The following is a 20,226-nucleotide window of genomic DNA, read 5'->3' as shown; positions in this document are numbered from 1 at the left end:
AACCCCGCAATTCCCCCACCACCCACCGTTCCTTCGTTTACTCTCCAGAAATCGGGGCGTAAGCTTCGCGCGTTTTCATCAATAGCGGAGACCCTCAGTGGGTACTTGTTCGAGTGACAGTAGTCGGCCGGTTTCGATAACCGGCACCTTCCCGGCAAGATAACGCGCAGCCTGTTGTGCCGTTGTCTCGCCGAAAAGCGAGCAGCGGAAATCCCGATCGCAGCCAGCCCTGGCCGTGTCCCGATATCCCTCTCATCGACGCTTGACCGTGTGTGATGTTCGACGTGCCTGTCGTCATCGCAGCGACTCGACACGCCTGCTCGAAGGTTTCCCGGCTGACTCTGGGGGCAACGCCATGAACCTTACCCTGCTCAAGGAATTCTTCGCCGGATTCCTGCGCACCCGTCACATCGGCCGGCACTTTCGCCGACTGGCGCTGCTGGAAAGCTTCACCGACACCACGGTCAGCCGTGAAGTGCCGCCGACGCTGGCGCAAACCCTGGTCACCGCTGCCAACAGTGACACCGGCCCATTGCTGAAAAAACTCGGCAGCCACACCGACGGTCTCAGTGACCTGGAAGCCGACACCCTGCGCGAGCAATTCGGCCTCAACGAAGTCGAGCACGAACAGCCATTACCGTGGTGGACCCACCTGTGGCACTGCTACAAAAACCCCTTCAACCTGCTCCTGACCTTGCTCGCGGTGATCTCCTGGCTGACGGAGGACATGAAAGCCGCCATCGTGATTTTCTCGATGGTGGTGCTCTCCACCTTGCTGCGCTTCTGGCAGGAAACCAAATCCAACCAGGCCGCCGACGCGCTCAAGGCGATGGTCAGCAACACTGCCACGGTGATGCGCCGTGATGCGCCACGTATCGAGTTGCCGATCAAGCAATTGGTGCCGGGCGACCTGATCGTGCTCTCGGCCGGTGACATGATCCCCGCCGATTGCCGGGTGCTCAGCGCCAAGGACCTGTTCGTCAGCCAGGCGGCGATGACCGGCGAATCGATGCCGGTCGAAAAATTCCCGCGCCAGCAGAACAGCGATACGTGCAATCCGCTGGACCTAGAGAACATCCTGTTCATGGGCACCAACGTGGTGTCTGGCACGGCGATGGCGGTAATCCTCACCACCGGCAATAACACCTATTTCGGCGCCTTGGCCCAGCGGGTCGGCGCCACCGACCGCGCACCGACCTCGTTCCAGACCGGGGTCAACAAAGTCAGCTGGCTGTTGATCCGCTTCATGTTTGTCATGGCGCCGCTGGTGCTGTTCATCAACGGTTTCACCAAAGGCGACTGGACCCAGGCGCTGTTGTTCGCGCTGTCGATTGCCGTGGGCCTGACCCCGGAAATGCTGCCGATGATCGTCACCTCGACCCTGGCCAAAGGCGCGGTGTTCCTGTCGCGTAAAAAAGTCATCGTCAAACGCCTCGACGCGATCCAGAACTTCGGTGCCATGGATGTGCTGTGCACCGACAAGACCGGCACCCTGACCCAGGACAAAATCTTCCTCGCGCGCAATGTCGATGTCTGGGGCAACGACTCCGACGACGTGCTGGAAATGGCCTACCTCAACAGCTACTACCAGACCGGCCTGAAAAACCTGCTGGATGTGGCGGTGTTGGAACACGTGGAAATCCACCGTGAACTGAAAGTCGGTACGGCGTTTCGCAAGGTCGATGAAATTCCGTTCGACTTCACCCGCCGACGCATGTCGGTGGTGGTTGCCCGGCACGATCAGCCGCATTTGCTGATTTGCAAAGGCGCGGTGGAGGAAGTGCTGGCGGTCTGCACGCGAGTGCGTCATGGCGTGGTTGACGAAGCACTGACCGATGAACTGCTGGCGCGGATTCGCCAGGTCACTGCCGCCTTCAATGCCGAAGGCCTGCGGGTGGTCGCCGTCGCCGCGCGCCCCATGATCGAGGGCCGGGACACCTACAGCCTGGCGGACGAACAGGGACTGACGCTGATCGGCTATGTCGCCTTCCTCGATCCACCGAAAGAAAGCACCGCCCCGGCGCTGAAGGCGCTGGCCGCTCACGGCGTCGCGGTGAAAGTGCTGACCGGCGATAACGAACGGGTGACCGCGAAGGTCTGCCGCGAGGTTGGCCTGGAGCAACAAGGCCTGCTGATGGGCAACGACATCGAGCGCATGAGCGATGCCCAACTGGCGGTCGCGGTCGAGACCACCAACGTCTTCGCCAGACTCACGCCGTCGCACAAGGAGCGCATCGTGCGGTTGCTCAAAGGCAACGGCCATGTGGTCGGTTTCATGGGTGACGGCATCAACGACGCCCCCGCACTGCGCACCGCCGACATCGGTATTTCGGTGGACAGCGCCGTGGACATCGCCAAGGAAGCGGCCGACATCATCCTTCTGGAAAAGAGCCTGATGGTTCTGGAGGAGGGTGTGCTGGAAGGGCGCCGGACCTTCGCCAACATGCTCAAGTACATCAAAATGACCGCCAGCTCGAACTTCGGCAACGTGTTCTCGGTGCTGGTGGCCAGCGCGTTCATCCCGTTCCTGCCGATGCTGCCGATGCACCTGCTGGTGCAAAACCTGCTCTACGATATTTCGCAGATCGCCATCCCGTTCGATAACGTCGATGCAGAAATGCTCAGCAAGCCGCAGCGCTGGCAGCCGGCGGATGTCGGGCGTTTCATGCTGTTTTTCGGCCCGATCAGTTCGATCTTCGACATCACCACGTTTGCCCTGATGTGGTACGTGTTCGACGCCAACACCGCGGACCATCAAACCCTGTTCCAGTCTGGCTGGTTCGTGGTCGGGCTGCTGACCCAGACATTGATCGTGCACATGATCCGCACACCGAAAATTCCGTTCCTGCAAAGCCGCGCGGCGATGCCGTTGATGATCATGACCGGGATCATCATGGCGGTCGGGATCTTCCTGCCGATGGGGCCGTTGGCGCACTACTTCAAATTGCAGGCGCTGCCGTCGCTGTATTTCGTGTTCTTGCCGGTGATTCTGCTGGCGTACATGGGGCTGACTCAGGCGGTGAAGGGGTTCTACATTCGGCGGTTTGGATGGCAGTAATTACCGGAATCTGCAGTCATTTAGGAAAAGTCCTACAGAAACCTCTGCGCGCCTCCCGTAGCCTCGCCGCATCAAAAATCAGCCATCACCCAAGAGGCTACGATGCCGAATAAAGCCTTACGCATCCTGATCGCCGACGAGCAGCACTTTCACCGGATGATCATCGAACGGCTGTTCAATCAACTCGACTATTACCGAGTGGCACCGGTGCACGACCTTGCGTCAATGCTGACCCTGATCGAGTACGGTTGCGAGCCGTTCGACCTAGTGGTGGTCAATGCCGCGCTGGCGGCGGGCGAACTGGATTTGCTCAGGTACTTCCTCGATAACCGGCAGGTTCGCCACGCGCTGATTTTCGACGGCCAACTTGCACAGTTGCCGCCGATCCCGGCCTGCGGGCAACAAAAGATTCAGGTGAGCCACGCAGCGCTTCCAGATGGGGTGTGCATTCAGCGGTTGATGACGATCATTGATCCATCGCCACAGGAGCGCGATCAGCGGTACGCCGGGTGATTCGGTTTTACCGTTCGTCGGAACTGTCATTTCTTACAGGTAGATTCTGCCTTTCCACCATGCAAGAGTCTTGGCGCAGCCGTTGCGTCTGCCCCGGCATTATCCCGTGGGCATTCGTTGAGTCTTTGCACAGGGATTTGCCATGAAGAAAGTGCTGCTTGTGGACGATCATCCGGTGATTCGCGCCGCACTCAAACTTGTACTGGAGCGGGAAGGTTTCAAACTGATTTATGAGGCGGCCAGCGTTGGCGAGGCGTTGTCGATACTTCGGGAGGAGGCAGTCGATCTGGTCATATTGGATTTGGTGATGCCCGGCGGCACCGGTCTGGATGTGCTGGAACGAATCAAGTTCAATGGGTGGATGTGTGTGGTACTGGTGTTCACTTCACTGGATCCGTTGTTTTTTCAGGAGCGCTGCATGCGCGCCGGGGCCATGGGATATGTCTCAAAGAGCAACGATCTGAGCCATTTGCACAAAGCGGTGCAAGCTGTCATGGCGCGCTATACCTATTTCGCGCAACTCTCCACCAGGCCGCTGGACACGCTGCAACACAGCGAAAAGCAGATGATCGACAAACTCTCAAACCGCGAACTGACCATCTTGCAGTACTTGGCCATGGGTATTTCGAACAAAGAGATTGCAGCTCGCATGCACCTGAGCCACAAGACCGTCAGTACCTACAAGACCCGTTTGATAGAAAAGCTCAGATTGAATTCGTCAGTGCACATGCGCGAATTCGCCATACGCAATCACCTGATCTGAGTGCGCCCGACCGTGCGTATCTTGCTGCTGATCCTGATGGTGTGCCTCGTGTCGCCGGCGTTGGCCTCGATCGCCGGCGAGCCCGAGCGCTTGCAGCTGCTGGGGCGTTCCACAGTGGAAGGCTACGGGGTCCATCTGAATGAACGGGACCGCCAATGGCTGGGTAACAAGCGTGTCTTGCGCCTCGGGGTGAGCGGGCCGGACTACCCGCCGTTCGAGGTGACGCGCAATCACGATGAGCTGGAAGGCATCACCGCCGATTACGCCGCGCTGGTCGCGCAACTGCTGAACGTGCAGATCGAGGTGCTGCGTTATGCCACGCGTGAAGCGGCCATGGAGGCCCTTAAGTATGGTGAGCTGGATCTGCTCGGAACCTCGAACAACTTCGAACTGGCCGCCCCCGAGCTGAACCTCTCCAATGCCTACGCTGAAGATCAGCCGATGCTGGTCACCCGACTGGACGAGCGCATGCCCGAAGATCTGGCGGGTAAACGCATTGCCATGGCCGATGACTACCTGCCGGCGCAGACCGTTGAATCGTTCTATCCCGAGGCCAGCCTGCAACGTTATCCGTCGGCGCTCGATGCGCTCGGGGCAGTGGCGTATGGGCAGGATGACGTGTACCTCGGGGACCTCATCAGCGCCAATTACCTGATCAACAACTACTACTTCAATTCCGTTCATCTGGTGGGGCCTTCGGGCCTCGACCCTAACCCGTTCGGCTTCGCACTGGCTCGGGAAAACCTGGCGCTGAAGGACCTCATCGACAAGGCGCTGGCGGCGATCCCCATGGATCAGCGCTCGGTCATCGAACAGCGCTGGAGCGCCGGCAGGGCCAAAGTGGCGGGACAGCAGCGCGTGAGTCTGAGTGAGAGTGAACAGCGCTGGCTGGATCAGCATCGGGCGGTCAATGTGGGGGCTGTGGAAAATTTTGCGCCGTTGACGTTCTACGATCCCGAGGGGCGATTCAGTGGGTTGACGGCGCAATTGCTGACGCTGATCAGTCAGCGCACTGGTTTGAACTTCAAGGTGCTGCGAGGTCAATCCCTGGACCAGCAGATCCAGCGGCTCAAGGCCGGCGAGATCGATGTCTTGCCCGCCATCATCCCCACGACCGAAGGCGTAGCCGAACTGCACTTTACCCGGTCCTATGTGACCAATCCGTACACGCTGGTCAGTGCCACAACCCCCGGTAGCCCGACGACGCTGGACGATCTGGCCGGTAAACGCCTGGCAATTTATCCCCGTCACCCAATGCGTGCGTTCATCCAGGCGCGGGCGCCGCAGGTGCGGATGGTGGACGTACAAAACCCGGCCCAAGGTCTGGAATTTGTGGCGAAGGGGCAGGCCGATGCCGCGCTCAGTTCATTGTTCATGACCCGTTACCTGATCGCCCGGTATTACCAGGGACGTTTACGGATCAGCAGCACCGTAGGCGATGAACCGGCGCGCATCGCCATGGCAACCGGCCGTGACGAGCTGGTGTTGAACTCGATTTTGAACAAGGCGTTGCTGAGCATTTCGCCCCAGGAAATGGACGATCTGATCGCCCGCTGGAGCAATGATGTGGTGGTCGATGACAGTTATTGGCTGCGTCATCGCCAAGGTATTTTGCAGGCGTTTACCGCGGCAGCGGCTTTGTTGTTGCTGGCCCTTGGATGGATCGTCTGGCAGCGTCGGCAGATTCGCCAGCGCCAGCAGTGGATGCAGCAGTTACAGGAAGCCAAGGATGCGGCAGACGATGCCAATCGCGCGAAAACCACATTCCTGGCAACCATGAGCCATGAAATCCGCACACCGATGAGTGCCCTGATCGGCTTTCTGGAAATCGCCTGCAAGCGTGCAGAAGAGGGCGTCGCCGATCGCGTCGCCCTCGAAGTCGCCTCCACGGCGGCGCAGCAGTTGCTGGCGTTGATTGGCGACATTCTGGACATCGCGCGCATTGAGTCAGGGCATTTATCGCTGACCCCCGAACGCGTCAATCTGCATGATCTGGTGGCGTCGGTGTGCCGGGTCTTTGAAGGACTGGCCCAGGAAAAGCACCTGGCGTGGCGCGTCGACCTGGACCCGCGCAGTGATCGTGAGGTGTTGATCGACCCCACACGCTTCAAGCAAGTGTTGTCCAATCTGTTGAGCAATGCGATCAAGTTCACCCGCGAAGGCGAAGTGAGCCTGACGCTGCGGGTAACACCCGGTGCGTCGGGACATCTGCTGGTGAATGTGCTTATTCAAGACAGTGGCATTGGCATCAGCGCGGCCGACCAGCAGCGGTTGTTCAGTCCGTTCGTTCAGGCCGGTAACAGCCAGCAATCCGCGCGCAAGGGTTCCGGGCTGGGGTTGGTGATCAGCCGCACGTTGTGCGAAATGATGGGCGGCCGGCTGGTGCTGCGCAGCGTCCTCGGACGGGGTTCGCAGGTCGAGATCAGCCTGTCGCTGATCGCGTTGAAAGCGCTGCCTGCCGATGAATCGCTGAACAGGGCGGTGGTGCCGGTCCCCACGCGGCCACTGACTGTTCTGGTGGTCGACGATCACCCGCCCAATCGGCTCTTGCTCTCAAGTCAGCTGAGCTACCTGGGGCATCGCGTGATGGAGGCCGAGGATGGTGAGCAAGGGCTGGAGCTGTGGCGGGCACACGAGTTTGATGTGGTCATCACTGACTGCAATATGCCGAAGCTCGACGGTTACGAGTTGACCGGCGCGATACGCGATGAAGAGCACGCGCAAGGCCTGCCGCCGACGCTGATTCTGGGTTTTACCGCCAATGCGCAGCCTGAGGAAAAGGTCCTGTGCCTTGAAGCGGGCATGGACGACTGCCTGTTCAAACCCATTCGGCTGGCGGACCTGAGTGTGTGGTTGGCTGACCGGTTTGTAGAGACGACGAGCGAACAGCCTTCGTCGTCAGAGATCGACTTGAGCGAGCTGGAGCGATACGTTGGTGACGACCGGACGTTGATCAATCAATTGCTGCGCCAACTGGCAGTGACCAATCGGGATGACCGTGAACATCTGCTTCAAGCCCACGCCGGCAACAATCTTCCCGTTCTGCATGACCTGGCACACCGCATCAAGGGCGGCGCGCGCATGGTCCGGGCCCAGCGGCTGATCGAGTGTTGCGAGGCGCTGGAACGTGCCTGCGGCGGGGGGCTTGGAGCATCGATCGACGAAGCCGTCAATCAATTGCAGCACGCCATGCAACGTCTCGATCAGAGCCTAAAGCAGGGCTGACGCTTAATCCCAGTGCGGCGCGATGCCTTTCGGGCTGGTCAATCGATGGCCGCGATCAAGGCTTGCGATCAACGCCATGTCGGCCTCGCTCAACTGCAGGGCACAGGCTTGCAAATTGCTTTGCAAGTTGGCGCGTTTAGTGGAGGAGGGGATGACCGCGTAACCCAGCTGCATGGCCCAGGCCAGTGTGACTTGGGCCGGGGTTGCCTGCAGACGATCAGCGATTTGCTGGATGACCGGGTCTTTCAACACTTCGCCGTAGGCCAGGGTCATGTAGGAGGTGATCTGGATGCCCTGCTGCTGGGCAAACTCGACGACCTTGCGGTTTTGCAGGTACGGGTGCAGCTCGATCTGGTTGGTGGCGATGTTCTCGGCTCCGACCGCTGCAATCGCCTGCTGCATCAGGTCGACCGTGAAGTTGGAGACACCGATCTGCCGGGTCAGACCCAGTCGTTTGGCTTCGAGCAAGGCCCCCATGAATTCCTCGACCGGCACTTGATCTTCCGGGGACGGCCAGTGGATCAGCGTCAGGTCCAGGTAATCGGTCTGCAGCTTGCGCAGGCTCTCTTTGAGGCTGTCGATCAACCGGTCTTTGGCGAAGTTGGCGACCCAAATTTTACTGGTGATGAACAGCTCGTCACGGGCGATACCGCTGGCGGCGATGGCCTCGCCGACCTCGGCTTCGTTTTCATAGATTTGTGCGGTGTCGATTACCCGATAGCCCAGCGCCAGGCCGGTGCTCACCGAATCGATGACCACCTGGCCTTGCAAGCGAAAGGTACCGAGACCGAATGCGGGAATAGACATCAATGACTCCAGGGGTTGCAGTGGGAATGGACTGGAGTATCCCCGGCTGCCTCCCCGGGAAAAACCACTGGATGAGCAAAGCAATGTTTACCGCAAGTCATGAATCAAAGGATCGCAGCCTCGTTTCACTCGACAGCGGCTACACAGTACGCAATCCCCTGTAGCAGCTGTCGAGTGAAACGAGGCTGCGATCTTTCGATCTTTCGATCTTTCGATCTTTCGATCTTTCGATCTTTCGATCTTACGCCTTACCCCCGAGCCTCAAGAATCATGCAAGTGGTCGACCCGGTCGCATACAACCGTCCATCAACATCATAAATCCGCCCCTCAGCCAGCGCGGTAGAACGGCCCAGATGCACAATTTTTCCCTCGGCCCGAACCGGTCCGCTGGCACCGGTCAATGCGCGGACGTAGCTGATGCGCAAGTCCAGCGTCGTATACCCCTGGCCCTTCTTCAATTGCGTATGAATCGCGCAGCCCATGCACGAATCGAGCAACGTCGCCGCATAGCCGCCATGCACGCTGCCCAGCGGGTTGTAATGCCGCGAATCCGGCGTGCCCTGGAAAATGAACAGCCCGGCCGACCATTCGATCGGGATGAAATCCATCAAGGCGCCGATGGGCGGTGAAGGCAGTACACCGTCGCCGATCCCCTCGAAAAACTCGGCGGGCGACAGCGCGCTGACCTCGGCCATGGACAAACTGCCCGGCCCGGCCAGACGCGAGCGCATGGCCTGTTCCTGGGCGATCCATTGGGCGAGGGTGGCGTCGCGGTTGGGGCTTTGCATGATGATGTCCTCGGGCGGTAGCGGATATTATGGTTGTAATCCGGATCGATATTATGTCCGAAATAAAAACTCCGCCAGCCCCGTGTGTCGCGTCCTCAAGCAATGACGAGAGCTTAACCATCGTTCTCCAGATAGGACGATGAGGTTGATTTTTGCGGTCTAGTGCATCAATGGGTCTGGTTTTAAGCTGTGTCCATCGCGTCAAACACCGAATTTGGAGACAGGATGAAAAACATCATCGGTATTTACACCCGTCCACGGACCCACTGGGTCGGCGACGGTTTTCCGGTTCGTACGCTGTTTTCCTACGACAACCTGGGCAAACACATCAGCCCGTTTTTGCTGCTCGATCATGCAGGCCCAGCCGAATTCACCCCGACCACCGAACGCCGTGGCGTGGGCCAGCATCCACACCGCGGATTCGAAACCGTGACGATCGTTTACAAAGGCGAACTGGAACACCGTGACTCCACCGGCAGCGGCGGCAAGATCGGCCCCGGCGATGTGCAATGGATGACCGCGGCGTCGGGGATTCTGCATGAGGAATTCCACTCCGAAGCGTTCGCCAGGAGCGGCGGCATCCTGGAAATGGTTCAACTGTGGGTCAACCTGCCGGCCCGGGACAAAATGGCCGATGCCGGTTACCAGACGATTCTCGATGGTGACATCCCGAGCCTCCCGCTCAAGGACCAGGCCGGCAGCCTGCGCTTGATTGCTGGCGAGTTTGATGGCCATACCGGCCCGGCGCGCACGTTTACGCCGATCGACGTCTGGGACCTGCGCCTCAACGGTGGCAAGTTGTTGACCCTCGATCTGCACGAAGGTCGCAGCACCGCGCTGGTGGTGCTGCGCGGCACGGTTGAGGCCAACGGCTTGGCGCTGGTGCGCGAAGGGCAGTTGGCGTTGTTCGAACGCGATGGCCACCAGCTCAGCCTGGAAGCCAATGACGACGCCGTGGTGTTGCTGCTCAGCGGCGAGCCGATCGACGAACCGATTGTCGGCCACGGGCCGTTCGTGATGAACAGCGAACAAGAGATCCATCAGGCCTTCGCTGACTTCCAGTCAGGCCGGTTTGGCCAGATGAGCGGTTGAGCTCATTGTTTTGACGCCGGGCTGTGCCAACACACTTCCCTTGTGGGAGCGAGCAAGCTCGCTCCCACAGTGTTTTGTGTTGTTCTGAAGGCAGCATTTGCTCCTACACTGTGCCCATCCGTACATGGCTGGAGTCGCTTGATGCTGTCACTGCTTACCAATCACCCCTTGATCTGCGCACTGGTCCTGATCCTGATCGATCTCGGATTGTGGCGCTTGATCAGTGCCAACGGCAGCAACTGGAAACTGGTCGTGCGGCTGGTGATTTTTGCGCTGTTCAGCGTGTTGCTGTTCAACGAAGGCATGAACCCGCTGCAGCCGGCACCCTGGGCCGATAACGTGCCGCTGCACCTGGCGGCGACGGGATTACAGATCGGCTGGTGGCTGTTCGCGGCGCGCACTTTGACGGTACTGATCGGTGCGCTGATGATGCAGCGGGTCGGGCACACCGGGCGGTTGTTGCAGGATCTGCTCGGTGCGGTGATCTTCCTGATCGCGGTCATTGCCGCCCTGGCCTACGTGCTCGAACTGCCGGTCAAAGGCGTGCTCGCCACCTCCGGTGCGCTGGCGATCATCGTCGGCCTGGCCTTGCAAAGCACCCTCAGTGACGTGTTCTCGGGGATCGTCCTCAACACCACCAAACCCTATCAACTGGATGACTGGATCTCCATCGACGGCACCGAAGGCCGGGTCACCGACATCGACTGGCGCGCCACGCGCCTGCAAACGTCGCAGGGCAGCATGGCGGTGATTCCCAACTCGCTGGCGGCCAAGGCCAAGATCATCAATTTCAGCCGGCCCAGCGATATGTTCGGCGTTTCGATCAGCCTTCAACTGAGCCCGCACGCGCGCCCGCAAACGGTGCTCGACGCGCTGGAGCGGGCGATGCAGGGTTGCCGTTATCTGCTGAACAAACCGGCGCCAAGCGTTGCGTTGAAAGGCTCCAATGCCAGTGGCGTGGAATACGAAATCAGCGGCTTTGTGGTCTCGATGGATCAGAAGCGCATGGTCCGCAATCTGCTGTTCGACCTCGCGTACCGGCACTTGCATGCGTCCGGTGTCAGCCTGTTGTCGAGCGTCGAATCCAACGCGCCTGCCGAGCTGTCACGGCCGCGGGCGCTGCTGGACAGCTCGAACATATTCTCGACCCTGCGTCAGGAAGAGAAAGAAACCTTCAGTCAGAACATGACACTGCAAACCTTCCGCGCCGGGGATACGATCCTGCCGGCGGGGGAGGTCAGCGATCACCTGTTCATCATCGAATCCGGCGTGGTCTCGGTGCAGTTGAGTCGTGGCGGGGTCAAGTTTGAATCCGGGCGCATGGGGCCGGGCGAGGTGATCGGCGAGGGCGGCATTTTGTCCGATACCGCGCTGCCGGCAGAGTTCAGCGCCAAGACCCCTTGCAGTTTGTACCGGATCGAGAAGGACTACCTGAAACCGTGCCTGGATGCGCGCCATGACATCAGCGAAGCGATGAAGGCGTTGCTGGATTTCCGCTTGCACAAGGCACAGTCGTTGACCCAGGAGGTGCCGAAGGTGGTGGAGAAGAAAGGGTTTTTGCGCTGGTTGCGCAGTCGAGCGTAGGAATTGTGGTGGATGGCCGCTGCGCGGTTCGCGAGCAAGCCCGCTCCCACAGGTGATCACCGAACCCTGTGGGAGCGGGCTTGCCCGCGATAGCGATTGCAGAGTCACCAAAGCATTCCGATCAGAAATCCACCGTCGCCGACACCTTCAACGTCCGCGGCGTCCCCTGGGTCAAATACCCGCCATTGGCCGACGCCCAGTAAGCCTTGTTCGCCACGTTCTCCAGATTGGCGCGCAAGGTGATTTCTTTCTCATCGAGCGTAAAGGCATAGCGCGAGCCCACATCAAAGCGATTCCACGCCGGGATGCTTTGGGTGTTGGCGGCGTTCAGATACTGTCCGCCCGTGCGCAACATCCGCGCACTGAGCGCCGCGCCTTCGATCCCCGGCACGTCCCAGTCCGCTCCAACGTTGAGCTGGAAGCGCGGCACGCCGACCGCGCGGTTGCCATCGTTGACGCCGTTGGTGCTGCCTTCGATTTCCGTCTTCATCAGCGTCGCGCCGCTGAGCAGGCGCAGGCCTTCGAGCGGTTCGCCGTAGAGGTTCAACTCCACGCCTTTGTTCTGCTGTTGGCCGTCGACCCGGAAAATGCCGTCCTGGGTATAGCTCGACGGCTGCTCGATGCGATACACGCCAAGGCTGGCGCCGTAGGTGTCCATGTCCAGGCGCACGCCGGCTTCGATTTGCTTGCTGCGCACCGGGGCGAAGGTTTCGTCGCGGTTAATCGCACTGGTCGGCGGTGTCGGGCCCTTGGCCAGGCCTTCGATGCGGTTGGCGTAGAACGAAACGTGTTCCCACGGCTTGATCACCAGACCATAAACCGGCGTAGTGATCGACTCCTCATAGCTTGAAGTGCGTGCACCGGTGGTGGTGTTCCAGCCGTCGACGTTGAGCGTCTGGCGCCGCACGCCGAGAGTCAGCAAGACGCGATCGTCGATGAAGCCCAGGGTGTCGGACACCGCCGCGCTGCGCAGGGTGTTCTTGCCGACGATGCGCGGATCGTGGGTGTCGCTGCCGAACGACGTCGCCCGTGGACGCGGCTTATCGGTGACGTTGTAAATGTTGGTGCTGTAGCGCCCTGCCGTGGCGATGGTTTCGAACGCCGAGCGCTGCTCGCCCCAGATGCCCGCCAGGCCAAGGTTCAATCGATGGCTGACCGGGCCGGTGTTCAAGCGACCATTTAACCCGGCCATCAGGCTCTGGTTGTCCTCGTCGTGCGGAGGGTAAAGCATGCCGCCACGGGCGTTGCCGTTGAGGTCGGTGAGGGTCAGCGACGAGTACACGCCGTTTTCCCGGGTGTGCTTGGCGCCGCCGGCGACATAGGTGGTCCAGCTGTCGCTGAGGTCATACTCGGCGCGGGCCATGCCGAAGGTGTCTTCCAGCTGCGAGTAGCTCCAGCTCTGCGCGTAACCGGCGTTGGCGTCAGGCACCTTGGGCACTTTACTCAGGGACGAGTCGACGTAAACCACCGAGCGGCCCTGGTTGATTACTTGTTTCTGATAGCCCAGGTCAGTCGAAATGCGCAGGCGATCGCCGTGATAATCCAGGCCCAGGCTGATCAATGACGAGCGCTGGTCTTCATCGTCGACGGCGGTGTCGCCTTCGCGTTGCAGCAGGTTGACCCGGGCGCCGAAACGGTTGTCTTCACCAAAGCGCTGGCCCAGGTCCAGATGCCCGCCGACCCGGCCATCGGCGCTGTAATCCAGGGTGACGCTGCGGGTCGGCAGGTCGTTGGCGCGCTTGGGCTGCAAGTTCACGCCGCCGCCAATACCACTGCCGCTTGGGGTGACGCCGTTGACAAAGGCGTTCGGCCCCTTGAACAACTCGACCCGCTCCAGCGCTTCGGTGGCGATGATCTGCCGCGGTAAAACCCCGTAGAGGCCGTTATAGGAAATGTCATCGGAGGCCAGTGGCAAGCCGCGAATCATGAACACCTGGGAGAAGTTGCCGAAGCCGGCGGACTGGCGCACCGAGGCATCGTTGAGCAGCACGTCGCCCACGGTCTGCGCTTGTTGGTCGGCGATGGTTTTGGCGGTGTAGCTGGTGACGCTGAAGGGCAGGTCTTTGAGTTCCTGGTTGCCGAGCATGCCGACCTGTGCGCTACGCGCGACCTGGCCGCCGCCGTAAGTGTCAGCGTTGTCATCGCGCACGGCGCTGATGCTGGTGGCGCCCAGTTCCAGCGCGCCATTGGCGGCGACTCGCGGTGCCAGGGTGTAACCGTTGCCGCCGGTACTCGTCAGCTCGAACCCACTGCCTTCCAGCAACTGTGCGAAGCCTGATTGCACACTGTAGTTGCCTTGCAATCCCGGACTCTGGCGATTGCCCGGTTGTGCCGGGTCAAACGACAGCGGCACCCCGACACTCACGGCAAATTGCGCCAGGGTATGGCTGAGCAACCCCGGGCCGATGTTGACGTTGCGACTGGCGCTTTCATTCACGGTATCGGCGGCCTGGCTGTTGAGCGGCAGCAACGCCGTGAAGGCCAGGGCAATACTCAGGCTCAAGGCCTTGAGCGGGAAATCGTGCAGGGGTGTTGAAGTCATTCGGCGTTCCTGTCGAGCGCGTGGAATTGAAGAGGTCTATTCACACACCGAACGAGACGCAGGAAGGTATCAGGGGACATTGAAAAAAATCGCAGGGCAGTCAGACCTTCGGTTCGACCGACAACCAATACCGGGTCAGGCTGCTGATTTTCAGCGGCAACGTATCGCTGAGCAAACGCAGGCTGGCGTCGGTGTCACGCAGGGAAAACGCCCCCGACACCCGCAACGCCGCGACGACTGTATGACAACGCAATACACCGGGCCGGTAACGGCTCAATTCGCCGAGCAATTCGTCGAGGCGCATATTGTTCGCCAGCAACATGCCGTTGTCCCAGGCCAGGGCGCTGGTGTCGAAGCTTTCCAGCGGGTCGAGGTGGTTGAGCTTGAAGCTCTGGCGTTCACCGGCCTTGAGGGTCGTGCTCTGGTGCAGCAATTGCGGCGTGAGCTCCACGAGGCCTTCGAGCACGGAAACCTGGCTGCGCGAGCCATTGATCCGAACGCAAAACCGCGTGCCCAGCGCGCGCGCAATCCCTTGTGGCGTTTCGACAATAAACGGCCGGGCGCCGAGGTCCTTGGCGGTGCTGATCAATACTTCGCCATTCAGCAACACGACGCGGCGCTCATGCAGGTTGAAGGCGATGTCGACCGCGCTTTGCGTGTTGAGCAGCAGCTGAGTGCCGTCAGGCAGTTGCAGGTTTTTCTGTTCGCCCACTGCCGTACGTTGATCGGCAGTCCATTGCTGCCAGGGCATATGTTGCGAGGCGATGCCCAAGGGACCGGCCATCAGCAACAAGCCCAGACGCGTGAGGGTCTGTCGACGAGTGAGGCCATCTTTGTGCGCGGCCCTCTGCAAGGTCTGGATGGCGAGGTTGGCCGGCACGCTGCGAAATTCTCCGAGCAGCGCTTCGGCCCGTTGCCAGGCCTGGGCATGCTCGGCACTGCGCGTGCGCCACTGGGCAATTTCCTGGAGGTCGGACGGCGTCGCGGTGCCTGAATGCAACTGCACGAGCCAGTCGGCGGCCTCGCCGAGAATGTGCGGGTTGATTGCCGACGGACTCATCAAGCGACACTCAGGCAGGCAATGAACGCCGCGCGCATGTGCCGTTTGACGGTGATTAGCGACACGCCCAAGCGTGTGGCGATCTGGGCGTAGGTCAGCCCTTCGATTTGCGACAGCAGAAAAGTGTCTCGGGTGACGGCGGGTAATTCGCGCAGCAGCGCTTCGATGCGCATCAGGGCTTCGAGAATCAGCAAGCGGGTTTCCGGCGACGGCACTTCGGCGACCGGCAACCGGGCAATGGTCTCCAGATACGCGCGTTCGATGTCCTGGCGACGCCAGCGGTCGATCACCAGGCCTTTGGCAATGTGAGTGAGCAGGGCGCGGGGTTCGCTGCCGAAGGGTTTGACGACTTGTCGGGTCAACAGGCGCAGGAACGTATCGTGGGCCAGGTCGGCCGCGTCGCAGCGGTTGCCAAGTTTTCGATGCAGCCATCCCTGCAGCCAACCGTGGTGTTCGCTGTAGAGGGTGTGGATCTGCTGGTTCAAAGGCTGGTCGGCGGACGACATGGGGGGCAGATACTCGATTCGGGCATCCTGGCCTGAGTGCAATTAAGAATTGATCGCATTCTAGTGGCACTCAACGAGCGCTGGCAATTGTCTTTTTGATCGGCCCTGCCAATGGCCTCCTCGACTTCTGAAATATTGGCTATTTGTCGGCGGCGTCGTCAGGACTAACGTAGCTCCACCCCCACTTGCCATTGGAGTCCGCCATGAAACCTCGCATCGATTTCTACACCGCTTCGCCAGACGCCCTCAAAGCCATGATCGCCCTGGAAGGTGCCGTTTCGAAGCTGCCGCTGGAAAAGACCCTGATCGAACTGGTCAAGCTGCGCACCTCGCAAATCAACGGCTGCGCTTTCTGCCTGGATATGCACAGCGCCGATGCCCGCAAGGGCGGTGAAGACGAGCGCCGTCTGTATACGCTGTCGGCCTGGCGTGAAACGCCGTTCTTCACCCCGCGTGAACGTGCGGCGCTGGCCTGGACTGAATCCCTGACCCTGCTGAGCCAGACTCACGCACCGGATGAAGATTACGAACAGGCGGCGTCCGAGTTCAGCCCGAAGGAACTGGTCGACCTAACCGTGGCCATTACCACCATCAACGCCTGGAACCGTCTGGCAGTGGGTTTTCGCAAAATGCCTCAAGCCTGATCAGTGAGCATCCGCTGATGGCGCGGCCGGTGGTTGCACCTTGCGCATCAAGGGCACCATCGCCGTGGCAATGATGAAGCAGACCATGATCATCAGAAACGCATCGCCGTAGGTCTGGGTCTGGGCTTCGCGGTAGGTCAGCTGCCAGAGTTGATGCAGGCTGGCGGTGACGCCGGCGTCGCCACTCTGGCCGAGGGTCGCGAAGTTGTTGCCGACCTGGGACAGCCATTGATTCAGCGCTTCATTGGTGCTGTTCAGGTGCTCCGCCAACCGGGTGAAGTGCAGGTTAGTCCGGTCGTTGAGGATGGTCGCACACGCGGCGATACCGATGGCGCCTCCCAGGTTTCGCATCAGATTGAACAGCCCTGAAGCATGCTTGAGCCGCGCGGGCGCAAGTCCGCCGAGGGTCAATGTCACCGCTGGCGGCACCGCCAATTGCTGGGCAATTCCGCGCAGTGCTTGCGGCAGCATCAATTCTTTAGCCCCCCAGTCATGGGTGATCGGGCTAAAATCCCACATCGACAACGCGAACAGCCCAAGGCCGGTCATCATGATCCAGCGCAGGTCAATGCGATTGGCCAGAAAGGCGTACAGCGGAATCGCCATGATCTGGAACACCCCGGTGGAGAAAACCGCCAGACCAATGTCCAGCGCGCTGTAGCCACGCACCCGGCCAAGAAACAGCGGCGTCAGGTAAATGGTGGCGAACAGGCCGATCCCCGTAACGAATGAGAAGAAACAGCCGAGGGCGAAGTTGCGGTCTTTCAAGGCGCGTAAATCGACAATCGGGTTGGCCACGTGCAGGGTTCGGCCAATGAACGCCAGACCGGCGAGGCCGCTGATCCATGCCGTGGTCAAAATCGTGCTGTCGCTGAACCAGTTCCAGCGCGGGCCTTCTTCGAGGGTGTATTCCAGGCAGCCGAGAAACAGCGCCATGAACACCATGCTCAAATAGTCGGCGCCCTTGAGCAGCGACAGTTCCGGCTGGTCGATTTTCACCAGCATCGGCACCGCCACCGCGACGAAAATCCCCGGCACCAGGTTGATGTAGAACAGCCAGTGCCAGGATGAAATGTCGGTGATCCAGCCACCAATCACCGGCCCCAGAGTCGGTGCCAACGAAGCCACTGCGCCGATAGTCGCGGCCGCGATCACCCGTTGTTTGCCGGTGAAGAAAAAGAACGCAGTGGTGAACACCAGCGGGATCATCGAACCGCCGAGAAAGCCTTGCAGGGCACGAAAGGCGATCATGCTCTGGATATTCCAGGCCGCGCCGCAGAGCAGGCTGGCCAAGGTGAAACCCACCGCTGACGCGCAAAACAGCCAACGTGTCGAGAACACCCGCGACAGCCAGCCAGACAATGGAATCACGATGATCTCGGCGATCAGGTAACTGGTTTGCACCCACGCCGTTTCGTCGGTGCCGGCCGAGAGCCCGCCGCCGATGTCACGCAAGGAGGCGGAGACGATCTGGATGTCCAGCAGCGCAATGAACATGCCGATGCACATAGTGGCGAAGGCGAAAACCTTGGTCGCCGTCGCCATGCTGGCAGCATTGAACGGTTGCGCGGGGGCGGCGAGGGCGCGGCTCATGGCGCGCTGGCCACGGCCGGGGATTCGGGTTCTTCGCGGGTGTCCACCTCGGCAGTTACCGATAGGCCCGGACGCAAGTGACCGAGCACGCCATCGGCGGGATCAAGGATGATTCTCACCGGTACGCGCTGGACGATTTTGGTGAAGTTGCCGGTGGCGTTTTCCGGCGGCAGCACGCTGAACTGCGAGCCGCTGGCCGGCGCGAGGCTGCCCAGGTGACCGTGGAATTCCTGCCCGGACAGCACGTCGGCATGAATGATGACCCGTTGACCCGGAATCATGCGCGCCAGTTGATCTTCCTTGAAGTTGGCATCGACCCATAATCCACTGGAGGGCACCACCGACAGCAGTTGCGAACCGGCCTGTGCGTAGGCACCGGTTCGCGCCCGACGATTGCCGATCACGCCGTCCACCGGGGCCTTCAGTTCGGTGTAACCGACGTTCAATTGCGCCAGATCACGTTCGGCGTGGGCCTGCATCAGCGCGGCGCGGGCTTGCTGTTTTTGCGTTGCGATCACATTCAGCTGACGTTGCGCCGCCAGCAGTTCGGCCTGGGCCCGCGAACTCAGCGCCTGAGCCGTTTTGAACGTCGCATCGGCGCGTTGGGCGCTTTCCACCGAAACCGCATTGCTGCCGACCAGTTTTTTGTAGCGCGCATTGTCGTCCCGTGAGCGCGCGGTTTCAGCGCCGGCGGCATCGATGCCGGCGCGGGCCTGGCCGATCACAGCGTGTTGCAGTTGTTCGGTGGCGTCGAGGTTGGCGAGCAATGCTTCTTCGGCGGCTACTGCGCCTTCGGCCTTGGCCAGGTTGGCGCGATAGTCGCGGGAGTCGAGTCGGATCAGCACATCGCCGGCCTTGACCTTCTGATTGTCGGTGACCAGCACTTCTTCAATGTACCCCGCGACTTTCGGGCCGATCACCGTCACGTCGCCGCCGATATAGGCATCGTCGGTCTCTTCGATGAAACGGCCGGCCGTCCACCAGTGCGTCGCGTACAGTCCGGCAAATACCAGAGCCGCGATGGCCGTCGTCAGCAGGATCAACCGTTTGAGCAGGGGAGGCTTGGGTGCGCTCACCGGGACAGCAACGTCGGGTTCGAGGCTGGGCATGCTGGTCATTTGAGTGAATACCTATGGGAGCGGGTCTTTATTACGCATGTAATATGACGTAGGTAATATTTTGTGGCAAATGATTTCTGCTTCCGGTCGTCAGGTGCTTACTTGAGCCAATGGCCGGGCGTGATGCCGGTCATGTCCTTGAAGAACGCAATAAATGCGCTGTCACTGGCAAATCCGCTTTCGAACGCGCTGTAGCTGATGCTGCGTCCGGTGGCGAGCAGTTCCATGGCACGCATCAGCCGCCACTGTTGGCGCCATTGCTGATAGCTCATGCCGGTTTCGCGCTGGAAAATTCGCCCGATGGTGCGGCCGCTGGCGCCGATCTGCTGTTCCAGCACTTGAAGTTCCGGCGGCAGGAGCTCGGGCGTTGCCAATAGCGGCGCCAGGCGTTTGTCCGAAGGCAAGGGCAACAGCATCGATTGCTGCTTCGCGTCGCGGATTTCGCTCAGGCAAAGACCCAGCAAGTGAACGAATTTGCCCTGCTGCCAATCGGTGTCGAAATCGGCGAGCGCAATCGGTTCCAGCACCGCCCGCAGCAACGGGCTGACTTCAATCACGCAGACCTGCTGCGGCAGCTCGACGCACATAGCCGCTGTCAGGTAAATGGAGCGGTAGTCGACGCTCTGCTGCATCACGGCGCGGTGTTCAATCTCCGGTGGAATCCACGCCGCACGGGAGGGCGGTAACAGACACAACTGCTGCGCGAGGGTGATGCGCGTGCAGCCCTGGCGGGTGAACAGCAATTGCCCGCGCTGATGCCGATGCAGTCCGGAATCATGATCGCCCAAGGTCGCAGCGATACCGACCACCGACGCCGAATAACGGTCGGGGTTGAATCGTGTGTGTGCATCAATCCAGGCCATGTTGTCCGATTTCAACGATTAAATGTCAGGATATGGATAATACGTCAGTCAACGCTCTTTAAGCTGCTCG

15 protein-coding genes are annotated in these 20,226 nt (G+C 60.4%); 7 read left to right on the top strand and 8 right to left on the bottom strand.

Annotated features, from left to right (window positions below; genetic code table 11):
- Positions 1 to 355 precede the first annotated feature (355 nt).
- The 4 genes from mgtA (at position 356) to ACA072_RS19580 (ending at position 7,559) form a co-directional block, all read left to right on the top strand.
- Entirely contained in the window at positions 356 to 3,058 is a 2,703-nt protein-coding gene (gene mgtA / locus ACA072_RS19595; RefSeq protein WP_497619969.1) for a magnesium-translocating P-type ATPase, read from the top strand.
- A 102-nt stretch (positions 3,059 to 3,160) separates the two neighbouring features.
- Positions 3,161 to 3,571, top strand: coding sequence for a response regulator (locus ACA072_RS19590; RefSeq protein ID WP_497619967.1), 411 nt, complete (start codon positions 3,161 to 3,163; stop codon positions 3,569 to 3,571).
- Between the two features lie 142 nt (positions 3,572 to 3,713).
- Positions 3,714 to 4,334 (top strand): response regulator, encoded by a 621-nt coding sequence (locus tag ACA072_RS19585; protein WP_497619965.1) that lies wholly within the window; start codon positions 3,714 to 3,716, stop codon positions 4,332 to 4,334.
- Entirely contained in the window at positions 4,335 to 7,559 is a 3,225-nt protein-coding gene (locus ACA072_RS19580; RefSeq protein ID WP_497619964.1) for a transporter substrate-binding domain-containing protein, read from the top strand.
- A gap of 3 nt (positions 7,560 to 7,562) precedes the next feature.
- On the opposite strand, the gene dkgB is transcribed toward ACA072_RS19580, so the two are convergent.
- Together dkgB and ACA072_RS19570 are read right to left on the bottom strand one after the other, a co-directional pair.
- A complete protein-coding gene (dkgB, locus tag ACA072_RS19575; RefSeq protein ID WP_497619962.1) occupies positions 7,563 to 8,366 on the bottom strand; it encodes a 2,5-didehydrogluconate reductase DkgB in 804 nt (267 codons plus the stop codon).
- 248 nt (positions 8,367 to 8,614) lie between these two features.
- Positions 8,615 to 9,154, bottom strand: coding sequence for a PaaI family thioesterase (locus tag ACA072_RS19570; RefSeq protein WP_438661002.1), 540 nt, complete (start codon positions 9,152 to 9,154; stop codon positions 8,615 to 8,617).
- 225 nt (positions 9,155 to 9,379) lie between these two features.
- Between ACA072_RS19570 and ACA072_RS19565 the strand changes: the two genes are divergently transcribed.
- Both ACA072_RS19565 and ACA072_RS19560 read left to right on the top strand, forming a co-directional pair.
- Positions 9,380 to 10,246: a pirin family protein gene (locus ACA072_RS19565; RefSeq protein ID WP_497619960.1), complete on the top strand. Its 867-nt coding sequence runs from the start codon at positions 9,380 to 9,382 to the stop codon at positions 10,244 to 10,246.
- A 141-nt stretch (positions 10,247 to 10,387) separates the two neighbouring features.
- Positions 10,388 to 11,830: a mechanosensitive ion channel domain-containing protein gene (locus ACA072_RS19560; RefSeq protein ID WP_497619958.1), complete on the top strand. Its 1,443-nt coding sequence runs from the start codon at positions 10,388 to 10,390 to the stop codon at positions 11,828 to 11,830.
- Between the two features lie 121 nt (positions 11,831 to 11,951).
- On the opposite strand, the gene ACA072_RS19555 is transcribed toward ACA072_RS19560, so the two are convergent.
- The 3 genes from ACA072_RS19555 to ACA072_RS19545 all read right to left on the bottom strand — a co-directional run bounded on the left by ACA072_RS19555 (position 11,952) and on the right by ACA072_RS19545 (position 15,938).
- The gene (locus ACA072_RS19555; RefSeq protein ID WP_497619956.1) at positions 11,952 to 14,372 is read right to left on the bottom strand and encodes a TonB-dependent siderophore receptor; all 2,421 of its coding nucleotides are present in this window, start codon (positions 14,370 to 14,372) and stop codon (positions 11,952 to 11,954) included.
- 100 nt (positions 14,373 to 14,472) lie between these two features.
- Positions 14,473 to 15,432, bottom strand: a complete 960-nt coding sequence (locus ACA072_RS19550; RefSeq protein ID WP_497619954.1) for a FecR domain-containing protein — start codon at positions 15,430 to 15,432, stop codon at positions 14,473 to 14,475.
- Positions 15,432 to 15,938 (bottom strand): sigma-70 family RNA polymerase sigma factor, encoded by a 507-nt coding sequence (locus ACA072_RS19545; protein WP_497619952.1) that lies wholly within the window; start codon positions 15,936 to 15,938, stop codon positions 15,432 to 15,434. The genes ACA072_RS19550 and ACA072_RS19545 overlap by 1 nt, the downstream gene beginning before the upstream one ends.
- 203 nt (positions 15,939 to 16,141) lie before the next feature.
- On the opposite strand from ACA072_RS19545, the gene ACA072_RS19540 reads away from it, so the two are divergent.
- The gene (locus ACA072_RS19540; protein WP_497619950.1) at positions 16,142 to 16,582 is read left to right on the top strand and encodes a carboxymuconolactone decarboxylase family protein; all 441 of its coding nucleotides are present in this window, start codon (positions 16,142 to 16,144) and stop codon (positions 16,580 to 16,582) included.
- Here the strand turns inward: ACA072_RS19540 and ACA072_RS19535 are convergent, their stop codons facing one another.
- The 3 genes from ACA072_RS19535 to ACA072_RS19525 form a co-directional block, all read right to left on the bottom strand.
- Complete coding sequence (locus ACA072_RS19535; RefSeq protein WP_497619948.1) at positions 16,583 to 18,175, bottom strand: DHA2 family efflux MFS transporter permease subunit; 1,593 nt, start codon at positions 18,173 to 18,175, stop codon at positions 16,583 to 16,585. It lies immediately after the preceding gene.
- On the bottom strand, positions 18,172 to 19,293 hold the full coding sequence (locus tag ACA072_RS19530; RefSeq protein ID WP_497619946.1) for an HlyD family secretion protein: 1,122 nt from the start codon (positions 19,291 to 19,293) through the stop codon (positions 18,172 to 18,174). Before ACA072_RS19530 ends, ACA072_RS19535 begins: the two co-directional genes overlap by 4 nt.
- Before the next feature lie 98 nt (positions 19,294 to 19,391).
- Positions 19,392 to 20,156: an AraC family transcriptional regulator gene (locus ACA072_RS19525; protein WP_497619944.1), complete on the bottom strand. Its 765-nt coding sequence runs from the start codon at positions 20,154 to 20,156 to the stop codon at positions 19,392 to 19,394.
- Positions 20,157 to 20,226: the final 70 nt, after the last annotated feature.

This window comes from Pseudomonas sp. LBUM1656, assembly GCF_059716065.1.
Note: the sequence above shows the minus strand (reverse complement) of the source record. Positions and strands in the feature narration are given on the sequence as shown.